This is a genomic window from Streptomyces sp. NPDC048383, from assembly GCF_040651775.1.
Taxonomy (GTDB): Bacteria; Actinomycetota; Actinomycetes; order Streptomycetales; family Streptomycetaceae; genus Streptomyces.
The window spans coordinates 169522-179645 of sequence record NZ_JBEZKS010000006.1 but is presented as its reverse complement, the minus strand read 5'-3'; the positions used below and the strand labels follow the sequence as shown (position 1 = coordinate 179645).

The 10124-nt window shown below is 73.4% G+C and carries 7 protein-coding genes and 1 pseudogene; 3 read left to right on the top strand and 5 right to left on the bottom strand.

Going from position 1 to position 10124, the window contains the following annotated elements:
- Positions 1-92: 92 nt before the first annotated feature.
- The 3 genes from AB0D46_RS07385 to AB0D46_RS07375 form a co-directional block, all read right to left on the bottom strand.
- The gene (locus AB0D46_RS07385) at positions 93-1886 is read right to left on the bottom strand and encodes an ABC transporter permease/substrate binding protein (RefSeq protein WP_362876306.1); all 1794 of its coding nucleotides are present in this window, start codon (positions 1884-1886) and stop codon (positions 93-95) included.
- Positions 1886-2947: a glycine betaine/L-proline ABC transporter ATP-binding protein gene (locus tag AB0D46_RS07380; protein ID WP_362876315.1), complete on the bottom strand. Its 1062-nt coding sequence runs from the start codon at positions 2945-2947 to the stop codon at positions 1886-1888. The genes AB0D46_RS07385 and AB0D46_RS07380 overlap by 1 nt, the downstream gene beginning before the upstream one ends.
- Positions 2948-3456: 509 nt before the next feature.
- Complete coding sequence (locus AB0D46_RS07375) at positions 3457-4416, bottom strand: SigB/SigF/SigG family RNA polymerase sigma factor (RefSeq protein WP_362876305.1); 960 nt, start codon at positions 4414-4416, stop codon at positions 3457-3459.
- Between the two features lie 145 nt (positions 4417-4561).
- On the opposite strand from AB0D46_RS07375, the pseudogene AB0D46_RS07370 reads away from it, so the two are divergent.
- Positions 4562-4843, top strand: a pseudogene (locus tag AB0D46_RS07370) (MarR family transcriptional regulator); the annotation flags it as partial.
- A gap of 256 nt (positions 4844-5099) precedes the next feature.
- Here the strand turns inward: AB0D46_RS07370 and AB0D46_RS07365 are convergent.
- Both AB0D46_RS07365 and AB0D46_RS07360 read right to left on the bottom strand, forming a co-directional pair.
- Positions 5100-5891, bottom strand: a complete 792-nt coding sequence (locus AB0D46_RS07365) for a GntR family transcriptional regulator (protein ID WP_362876304.1) — start codon at positions 5889-5891, stop codon at positions 5100-5102.
- Between the two features lie 134 nt (positions 5892-6025).
- The gene (locus tag AB0D46_RS07360; protein ID WP_362876303.1) at positions 6026-7573 is read right to left on the bottom strand and encodes an IucA/IucC family protein; all 1548 of its coding nucleotides are present in this window, start codon (positions 7571-7573) and stop codon (positions 6026-6028) included.
- A 149-nt stretch (positions 7574-7722) separates the two neighbouring features.
- Here AB0D46_RS07360 and AB0D46_RS07355 point away from each other — a divergent pair, with 149 nt between their 5' ends.
- Together AB0D46_RS07355 and AB0D46_RS07350 are read left to right on the top strand one after the other, a co-directional pair.
- On the top strand, positions 7723-9297 hold the full coding sequence (locus AB0D46_RS07355) for an IucA/IucC family protein (RefSeq protein ID WP_362876302.1): 1575 nt from the start codon (positions 7723-7725) through the stop codon (positions 9295-9297).
- Positions 9298-9328: 31 nt separating this feature from the next.
- Positions 9329-9988 carry a class I SAM-dependent methyltransferase gene (locus AB0D46_RS07350; protein ID WP_362876301.1) on the top strand — a complete coding sequence of 220 codons (660 nt, stop codon included), beginning with the start codon at positions 9329-9331 and terminating at the stop codon, positions 9986-9988.
- The last annotated feature ends 136 nt before the right edge of the window (positions 9989-10124 follow it).

Sequence of the window (10124 nt, the reverse complement as noted above, 5' to 3'; positions counted from 1 at the left end):
CGGGGACGCCGAGGCCGGGAACGCGATCCGTTCGAGACGTATCCGGTGGGGATACGCCGATGGACCGCCCCGCGCGCCGGCGCCCCCGTCGCTCACTTCAGTGCGGCGATCTCCGGGTGGTCCTTCAGCCAGGCGCGGACCGCCTGCTGTTCCTTGCCCTTGCCGGTCCCCTGGATCTTCGCCTCCAGGCCGGTGAGCTGCTCCTCGGTGAGCTTGAAGGAGCGCAGCCACCGGGCGATCTCGGGCTCGTCGGCGGCGAAGCCCTTGCGGGCCAGGGTGTGGATGCCGTCGCCCTTGCCCCAGACGCCCTTGGGGTCCTCCAGCTTGGTCAGCTCGTAGGAGGAGTAGGCCCAGTGCGGGGACCAGAGCACGGTCACGACGGGTTCCTTCTTGTCGTAGGCGCGCTTGAGCTCGGCGAGCATGCCGGGAGTGGAGCCGTCGACGACCTGGTACTCGCCCTCCAGCCCGTACCCCTTCAGGACCTTGTCCTTCAGGATCCCCATGGCGCCGGCGCTCGGCTCGATGCCGATGATGCGGCCCTTGAACTGCCCGGCCTTGCCCTTGAGGTCCGCGAGGGAACGAACGTCCTTCACGTACGAGGGCACGGTCAGCTCCAGCGACGTGGGGCCGTACCAGGAGCCGAGGTCCTCCAGCTTGTTGCCGTACTTCTCCATGTACGAGGCGTGGGTGACCGGCAGCCAGGAGTCGGTCTGGAAGTCGATCTGGCCGCCGGCGAGGCCGGTGTAGAGCGCGCCGGCCTCCAGCTGGCGGGCGTCGACCTCGAAGCCGCGCCGCTCCAGGAGTTCCTTCCACAGGAAGGTGGAGGCGATGCCCTCGTCCCACGGGATGTAGCCGAGGGAGACCTTGCGGCCCTTGCCGATGTCGTCGGCGCCCGCGGGCCCGTCCTCGGACGTGGAGCCGCCGAAGGTGCTCAGACCGCCGGCGACGAGGGCGAGCACCACGGCGGCGGTGACCGCGTAGGCCGGCTGGGGGCGGTGGTTCCACAGCTTCGAGGCGCCGCTCGCGGCGGCCCGGGCGCGGGCCAGGGCGCGGCGGCCGAGCGGGGAGACCTGCCGACCGAGCGCTCCGGTCATCCGGTCCAGGTACATGGCCAGGATGACGATGGAGAGGCCGGCCTCGAAGCCTAGGCCGATGTCGACGTTGCCGATGGCGCGGTAGACGGCGCCGCCGAGACCACCGCCGCCGACCATGCCGGCGATGACCACCATGGACAGGCCGAGCATGATGACCTGGTTGACGCCCGCCATGATCGTGGGCAGTGCCAGCGGGAGCTGGACCCGTACCAGGGTGTCGCGCGGGGTGGTGCCGAAGGCGTCGGCGGCCTCGACGAGTTCCGCGTCGACCTGGCGGATGCCGAGCTCGGTCATCCGTACGCCGGGCGGCAGCGAGAAGATGATCGTCGCGATGATGCCGGGGACGACGCCGACGCCGAAGAAGATGATGCCCGGGATCAGGTACACCATCGCCGGCATGGTCTGCATGAAGTCCAGGACGGGCCGCAGGACGGCGCTCACCCGGTCGGATCGGGACGCCCGGATGCCGAGCGGGACCGCGATGGCCAGCGTGACCAGGGTCGCGACGAGGACCAGGGACAGGGTGGACATGGCGTCGTCCCACAGGCCCAGTGAGTCGACGAGCGCGAAGCCGACGAAGGCGAGCAGTCCGGCCAGGAGTCCGCGCAGCCACCAGGCGGCGACGGCGAGGATGCCCGCGAACAGCAGCGGGGCCGGGGCGGACAGGACGGCGTCGATGCCGTCGTAGAGGCCGGTGACGAGCGAGCTGATCGCGTCGAACAGCCAGGACAGGTGACTCTGGAGCCAGTCGACTCCGCTGTCGACCCAGGCGCCGAGGTTGAGGCGGGGCATCAGGCGGCCACCTCCGTGCAGGCCAGCGGGGGCCGTTGTTCGTCGCCCATGAAGGCGATGAGGCGGTCCTGGGGCACGGTGCCGACGACGGAACCGTCCGCGCCGGTCACCGCGACCGGGTGCGGGACCCGGGCGCTGACGGCGCAGACGTCGGCGAGCGGGGTGCCGGCGGTGACGGTCGGACAGGCGCAGGCGTCCGCGTCGGCGGGGGCCTCGTCCATGACGGCGTCGGCGGTCAGGACGCGGGAGCGGTCGACGTCCTGGATGAAGGAGGCGACGTACTCGTCGGCGGGGCGGGTGAGGATGTCCTCGGCCGTGCCCTGCTGGACGATCCGGCCGTCGCGCATGACGGCGATGCCGTCGCCGAGCCGCATGGCCTCGTTCAGGTCGTGGGTGATGAAGACGATGGTCTTCTTCAGGCGCTTCTGGAGTTCGAGGAGCTGGTCCTGCATGTCACGGCGGATCAGCGGGTCGAGGGCGCTGAACGACTCGTCCATCAGGAGCAGGTCGGCGTCGGTGGCGAGGGCGCGGGCCAGGCCGACGCGCTGCTGCATGCCGCCGGACAGCTCGTCGGGCCAGGACGACTCCCAACCGCCGAGCCCGCACAGCGCCAGCGCCTCGGCGGCGCGCCGTTCGCGCTCGGCCCGGGGGACTCCCTGGACCTCCAGACCGTAGGCCGCGTTGGCGAGGACGTCGCGGTGCGGGAACAGCGCGAAGTGCTGGAAGACCATGCTGATCTTGGTGGAACGGACGTGGCGCAGCTCGCGCGGGGAGAGGGCCGTGAGGTCCTCGCCGTCGAAGAGGATGCGACCCGCGGTGGGCTCCAGCAGTCCGTTGAGCATGCGCAACAGCGTGGACTTGCCGGATCCGGACAGGCCCATGACGACGAAGATCTGGCCGGGTTCGACGCGGAAGGTGGCGTCGATCACGGCTGCCGTCGTCCCCTCGGCGCGCAGCTCGTCGCGGTCCGCGCCGCGGTCGAGCGCGCGGACCGCTGCCGCGGTCTCGTCGGGGTGTCTTCCGAACACCTTGTAGACGTGTTCGGCCTGGAGCGTGGACACATGCACCTCGGGGGTCGTACCGGATCCGTCCCGACGGTGGCTCCGGCGGCGCGGGGAGCGGTGCGGGATCGGCCCGCGTGCGCCACGCCCGCGACCGACCGGCCGGAGTACATGGTTCCGCTCCAGCCGCGCGTTTGCCCCGGCGAACTCGGGGCAAACGGGGAGGTGATCCACCTCACGCCGCGGGCGGCGGTGGGTGAGCCGACTCATGCCGGGGGCGGTGGACGACGAGTGGCGCGGGTCACGCCCGGAACGGCGGACGGCGCGTGACGTGACGCGGCTCACGGTCGGGGCGACGGACGGTGCGGGCCGCGAGGCACGGGCGCGGCGACGGACGGTGCGGGCCGCGACGCACGGGCGCGGTGACGGGCCGCGCGGGTGGTGCGGCTCACGGCCGGGGGCGCGTTCGCGGGCGGGCGTCGGGGTGGATTCGGCCCCGGACATGCCGCCGGGGCGGGCGGCCGGTGGTCCGGCTCGCGCCCGCCCGGTGGGGGCTCGGTGGTGCGGGGTCAGGACCGACCGACGAGGGCGGGGTGCGCCGCCGTCTCCGGGTCCTCCAGCATGGACGTCCGCAGGTGGGCCAGGAGGCGGGTCAGCAGTCGGGAGACCTGCATCTGGGAGATGCCCAGGGCGGCGCCGATCTGGGCCTGCGTGAGCTCCTCGCCGAAACGCATCTGCAGCATCCGGCGCTCGCGGTCGGTGAGCTGTTCGAGCAGCGGGGCCAGGGTCTGGATGTCCTCGACGAGTTCCATCGCCGGCTCCTCCTCGCCCATGACGTCGGCGAGGGTGTGGCCCTCGGTGGGCCCGTCGCCGTGCTCGGTGTGCGGGGCGTCGAGCGAACCGCTGGTGTGGCCGTTGGCGGCGACCAGGCCCTCGACGACCTCCTCGTCCGTGAGGTCGAGGTGGGCGGCGAGGTCGGAGACGGTCGGCGAGCGGTCCAGCCTGACCGTCAGCTCCTCCTTCGCCTTGGCGATGTCTATGCGCAGCTCCTGGAGCCGGCGCGGGACGCGGACGGCCCAGCTGGTGTCACGGAAGTGCCGCTTGATCTCGCCCGTGATGTACGGCATGGCGAGGGTGGAGAACTCGTTCTCGCGGGCCGGGTCGAACCGGTCGATGGCCTTGATGAGCCCGATGGTGCCGACCTGGACGATGTCCTCGATGTCGCCGCCGTCACCACGGCCGCGGAAACGGCGCACGGCGTACTGGACGAGTGAGGCGTTCATCTCGATGAGCGTGTTGCGGACGTACTGGTACTCCGGCGTGCCCTCGGAAAGCTCGCGCAGACGCTTGAAGAACGCCTTCGACAGCTCCCTCGCGTCCGACGGAGCCACCTCGCGCGGCTCGTCGATCCGGGGCAGGCCCGCACTGCGGGCCGCGGCCTCGGCGCTCCGGCGGGGGCCGGGGACGGCGGTGGCGCGGGTGTCGATGGCGTGGTCGGTAGTAAGGGTGGTGGGGGCGGGTACCGGCATGGGGTTCGCTCCTTGGGCTGGTCGGCTTGCGGCGCGGGACCTTGACTGCCGTAGATGTTGGCCTTCTTCGACGCGTACGTCAAGAAACACCGGAAAACCGTTTCGCGTCTTGCGTCACGTGAATCAAATGGCGCATCATGACTCCATGGGGAGTATGACGCGCCGACAAAACTGGACATTCCTAACGAATCACGCACGCGTTCTGGTGACCATCGCCCGGGACCCGGCCGTTCGACTCAGGGATGTCGCCGTGACGTGCGTACTGACCGAGCGGACGGTACAGACGATCGTGGCCGACCTGGAGTCGGACGGGTACCTGCGCCGCGTGCGCGACGGTCGGCGCAACCGCTACGAGATCTCCCCGGGCGCCGTCTTCAAGCACCCGGCGGAAGCGGGCGTCCAGGTGGCCGGCCTCCTCGCCCTGCTCACCGGAGCCCCCTCCGCACCGGACCATCCGGAGTCGTCCGCGGATGACGTTGACGAGCCCGACGGCCCCGACGACTCGGAGGGCCCCGACGACTCCGCGCCCGGATCGCTGGACTTCCTGGCCCCGCACGACGCGGAACCCGACGCCGCCCCCGACCCCCACGTCACGACCCCGGGCCGCGCCGCCGAATAGGAGCGCGCCGCGTCGCACCCGCGCACCGACCCGGCGCCGGCCTCCCCGTACGGGGCGCGCGGGCTCAGGTGACGCGGAATCCGATGGCCGCCGGGTCCCGGTGGAAGGTCAGCCGGGCCCAGGTGGGGAAGGCCAGGTCCGTGACGGCGACGAGCCGACCGCTGGGGTCGTGCAGGGTCCGGCGTACGGACAGGCCGCAGGAACCGGCCGTGGCCACGGGCGGGCTGGTGCGGGTCATGGTGATCGTCTCCGCCGAGCGGCCGTGCGTCGCGGCCCGTTCCAGCCAACGGTGCAGCGGTCGCAGGTCCTCGTCCCGGGGCGCGCCCTCCCGGTCCAGATAGCCGGCCAGTTCCGGGGTCCGGGCGACCGTGCGCGGGCACAGGTACGTGACGGCGTGCTGGAGCGTCTCCCCGGCGGGGCCGTGCGTGCGGTGGTGGTGGACCAGGGTGCGCTGCCCGCCTCTCATGCCGAGCAGCGTGGCGAGCGAGGGCGGCACCGTGACCAGGGTGAGCCGGGTGCTCGTGGGCGGGCTCGGCGGCGGGACCTGTCGCTCGGGAAGGTACGTCGAGCGTGCCGCGGGCGGCGCGGGCTCGCGCCGCCGGGCCGTCGGTGCGGCGCCCGCCGCCCGGGTTCCCCGGCGGCCCGTCACGATCAGCCCGTCGGCGCGCAGTTCCTGGAGGGCGGCGCGGACGGTCTGCCGGTTGACCCCGTAGCGGGCGGCGAGGCTGCGCTCGGAGGGCAGCCTCGCGCCGCCGCCGGCGGGGTCGGTGCGGTCCAGTTCGTCGCGCAGCGCTGCGGCGATCCGCTGGTACTTGGGCGTGGCGGCCGGGCCGCCGCCCCGTGAGGGGGAGGGCATGACTTCTCCTCTGACGGGTGGTCAAGAAGTTCGCGGTCTGCCCGACCAACGTAGCATTGGTCTATACCTTTCGGTACGGGTGTGCCGCCGACCGGCGGGAGCTTGGCCGAATCGCACTCCGCGGGGCCGTTCCCTCAGGTGCGCAGGGGGTTGGGCAGCGGCAGGTAGCGCGCGTCGGCCCCGTCGGCCCGGGTCCATCTCAGCAGCAGGTTCGTCTTGGCCGGAAGACCGGATGCGGTCAACAACTCCGCGATCTCGGGGAGCCCGTACCCGGCGTCGTAGCGCAGGAACTCCTCGCGCACCGCCGGCCACACGGCGTCCGCGAACCCCGGATGGCGTTCGGCCAGGGCGCCCGCGATCTCCGCCAGGTGGTTGACGACCAAGCAGTACACCAGCCGCTGCCAAGCGGCTGCGCGCGGCGCGTCCTGAGGGAGTTTCACCCCCTCGGCGTCGCGGAAGAGGGCCTGCACCGGCATGCCCCGGTCGTCCACGGCGACGAGGCAGTTCTGCAGGTGGGCCTCCAGCACGATCCCGTGCCGGGCGAACAGGTCCAGCACGGGAGGCACCACGTGGCCCACATAGGCCCGCCACCAGGCATCCGGCGCGACCGGTCCGCCCGCCGGCGTGCCACAGGGGAAGTCCTCGGCGAGGGCGGCGGCCAGCAGCGGCGTCGCACCCGGGACCACCGCCCCGCGCAAGCCGTCGCGGACCAGGACGGCGAGTTCTTCGAAGGCGAAGGCGGCGGTGCGGTAACCGAGGTCCCGGAGCCAGACGGCGTTCGAGCCCGTGCGCGTGCGCAGTTCGACGAACCCGGCCTCGACGGCGGCGTCGACGCGCCGGAGTCCGAGCAGGTCGTGCCGCCACAACCGGCGCACGTCGTTGGTGATCCGTACGTCGAGGCTGAACTTCGCGAACAGGTCCGCCGCCGGGTCCGGTGCGTGGACGGTCCTGATCGAGGCGGTGGGCCACACCGGGAGCCTCGTCGGACCGAGCCGCAGCAGCCGGCCGTCGGCGAAGGCCTCGCGCACCGCCGGACGGCCCGCGACCAGGTCCAGCTGCCAGGGGTGCGCCGGCAGCGCCCGGTAGCCGGCCGGCGGGCGCGGGCCGTCGAGGATCCCGACGAGCGCGTCGAGCGCGTCGGCCGCGGCCGGGCCGCCCTCCTCGGCGACCTCGTCCTCGCGGATCCCCAGCACCACCAGAGGGAAGCGGGCATGGGCCTCGGGCGCGTACGGCAGCCAACTCGCGGCGGGCGCCCCGCCGCGGGCCTTGGGGGCGGGATGGTGCGGATGCCCCATCACCAGGGCCTGTTCCGAACGGAGGTACGGGTCCTGCGGCGCGGCGGCATCGGCCCGCGCGGCCAGGATCGCGGCGACGGCGTCCCGGCTGTCGGTGATCTCGCCGGGGAGCTCGTCGTTGGGAACGCCGGTGTAGCGGAGCAACTCGTCGGAGGTGAGCTTGACCAGTTCCGTGTGGGTGAGCGGATGCCAGCCGTTCTCCGTGGCCAGTTCTGGTGCGGTGGGGCGGCGTCCGCCGCGCACCCGCAGCAGCCGGCCGCTGCCGCGCAGCCGGTGGACCTCCCCGCCCTCCGCGTCGGCCACCTCCCGCAACAGGCAGTTCAGCAGCGGAGTGGCGGCGTATGCGTCGGCGGCGGCGTTGAGGTCCACTGGTTCCATTCGGTCCATCCGGTGTGCCGGAGACCCGTACGGGGGCCGCCGGCCGTGATCTTCAGTATCGGCGATGATGACATGATCATCCGGCAAAGCGATCCGAAAGGAACGGGACCCTGGACCGCAGCACGCACGTCCCCGACCCACCCGGCTCACCGGACCCCTTGGGCTCGTTCACCCCGTCGGGCACCCCCGCCTCACCCGCCGAGGAGGCCGTCGCCGCCGCGCTGGCCGGCGTACGGCCCGGGCTCGGATCCGCGTACGAGGCCGCGCTGGACGGGGCCCGCGCGGCCGTGCTCACCCGGCTGTGGCGCGCCCTGGCCTTCGAGCCGCTGCCGTGGGTGGTGGGCCGCGAGCACGGCCACGGCTCGTTGACGTTGCGGCTGGCGGACGGCCGCCGGCTGGAGGGGCCGCCGGCGGACCCGTACGCGACCACCGCCCACGTCGACGAGCTGAGGCTGGACGGTCGCGTCCACCGGCAGGCCGCCCGGCTGGTCGAGGCGTTGGGCGTGCCGCACGGCGCCGCCTTCGCCGCCGAACTCGACGACAGCACGGCCTCCCTCGCACTGTCCCGGGCCGGGCAGCCGGCGGGGCCGCAGGAGGAGCCGACGACCGGCTGGGAGTGGGAACAGCGGGTGGTGGACGGACATCCGTACCACCCCAACTGCCGTTCCAGGCCGGGCTTCTCGGTGGCCGAACAGTTGGCGTACGCCCCGGAGCACCGGCCGCTGGTCGAGCTCGGGCTGGTCCCCGTACGGGCCGAGGAGTGCCTGGTCACCGGGGCGTGGCCGGCCGAGTTGCGGGACGGCGGGCGGATCCTGGTGCCGGTGCACCCGTGGCAGGCGCGACACGTACTGAAAGGCGACGGTCGCCCGGGCGGCGGGACGGGTGGCGCGGCGCGTCCCGGCATCCCGGCGCATCCGCTGATGGCGCTGCGCACGCTCGCCCCGGCCGACGGCGGCCCCCACGTGAAGACGGCGCTCAGCACCCGGCTGACCTCCTCCGTACGGGACATCTCGGGCTACTCCATCGAGACGGCGGCCGTGGTGTCGGCCTTCGCCCACGCCCTGACCGCCCGCCTCGACGGACAACTGCACATCACCCGCACGCTGGGCGCTGCCACCGCGCACAGCCCGGACCTGGCGGCGGTGCTCCGCGAACCCCCGGAGGCGTACGCGGGTCCTGGCGAGCGGGTGGTTCCGGTGGCGGCGCTGGCGGGGACCGCGCTGGTCCGCTCGCCGTCCTGGCGGGCCGCGTTCGCCCGGCTCGCGCTGTCGGTGTGCCTGCGGGTCCTGGACCTCGGGGTGGCCCTGGAGGGCCACGGGCAGAACCTCCTGGTGGTCCTCTCCCCCGCCGGTGAACCCTTGCGGCTGGTCTACCGGGACCTCGCCGACATCCGGATCAGTCCGGAGCGATTGACCCGGCACGGGCTGGCGGTGCCCTCCCTGTCGGGACGGCTCGTCACGGACGACGCGTCGGTGCTGCGGCGCAAGCTCTTCGGGTCCCTGGTCGCCGGGGCCCTCGCCTCGACGGCGGGATCCGCGGCCGCCTTCGGCGAGGACCTGGCCGTCGCCCTCGACGGGGCCCCGCCCACCGCCGACACCGAGGCGCTGCGCGCCGGGCCGCTGCCGGTGAAGGCGCTGACCCTGATGCGGCTCAGCCCGGGTGTGCCCGGGGACCAGTGGGCGGAGCTCCCGCACCCGGCGAGCCGCCTCGCTCCGGGGTCCGCTCGGGGGTGAGTCGCGGGGTCGGTCGGGCTACGTTCGGGGCATGACAGAGACCTCGTACCTCCATGCCGTACGGGCGTTCTACGACGCCGTCGCCGTCGATCATGCCCGGCAGCCCGGCCCGGCCCTGGCGGGCCATCCGCTGGACCGGGCCATGCTGGGCGCGTTCGCCGCATGCGTGCGCGGCGACGCCGGGGGCGGGGCGGTCGCCGACCTGGGCTGCGGTCCGGGCCGGGTGACGGCGTACCTGCACGGGCTCGGCGTGCGGGTCTTCGGCGTGGACCTGTCGCCCGCGATGGTGGCGGCGGCCCGCCGCGACCATCCGGGGTTGCGGTTCGAAGTCGGGCCGATGGCGGCGCTGGACGTCGCGGACGGGGTCCTGGGGGGCGTACTGGCCTGGTACGCGACGGGCCACATACCGCCGGCGCAGCTGGCGCCCACCTTCGCGGAGTTCGCCCGCGTGTTGGCGCCGGGCGGCTACGCGCTCACCGCCTTCGAGGTCGGGGACGAACGGCGCCGGCCGCTGCGCGCCCACGGCCGGCCGGTCGACCTCGACGCGTACCTGACCCCGCCCGCACTGATCGCCGGGCTGCTGACCGAGGCCGGACTGACGGAGGTCGCCCGTCTCGTGCGGCAACCCGACGCCGACGAGGACGCGGTACGGGCCTTCCTGTTGTTCCGCAAACCCACGAGCGGCCGCTGATCCGCCGGTCGGGCTTCCCGTCGGTCCGCCGGTGGGGCTTCCCGTCGGTCCGCCGGTGGGCTCGCCGGCGCCACTTGGTGCGATAAGCCGTTCGGGCGGCAAAAACCGGTTCGCGGTCCCGCCTTCGCCGCGATCC

Bases quoted from the DNA above. Each gene is read 5' to 3' on its own strand.
- AB0D46_RS07365 (WP_362876304.1), bottom strand. From the start codon at position 5,891: ATGCCCTCCCCCTCACGGGGCGGCGGCCCGGCCGCCACGCCCAAGTAC.
- AB0D46_RS07385 (WP_362876306.1), bottom strand. From the start codon at position 1,886: ATGCCCCGCCTCAACCTCGGCGCCTGGGTCGACAGCGGAGTCGACTGG.
- AB0D46_RS07375 (WP_362876305.1), bottom strand. From the start codon at position 4,416: ATGCCGGTACCCGCCCCCACCACCCTTACTACCGACCACGCCATCGAC.
- AB0D46_RS07350 (WP_362876301.1), top strand. From the start codon at position 9,329: ATGACAGAGACCTCGTACCTCCATGCCGTACGGGCGTTCTACGACGCC.
- AB0D46_RS07360 (WP_362876303.1), bottom strand. From the start codon at position 7,573: ATGGACCGAATGGAACCAGTGGACCTCAACGCCGCCGCCGACGCATAC.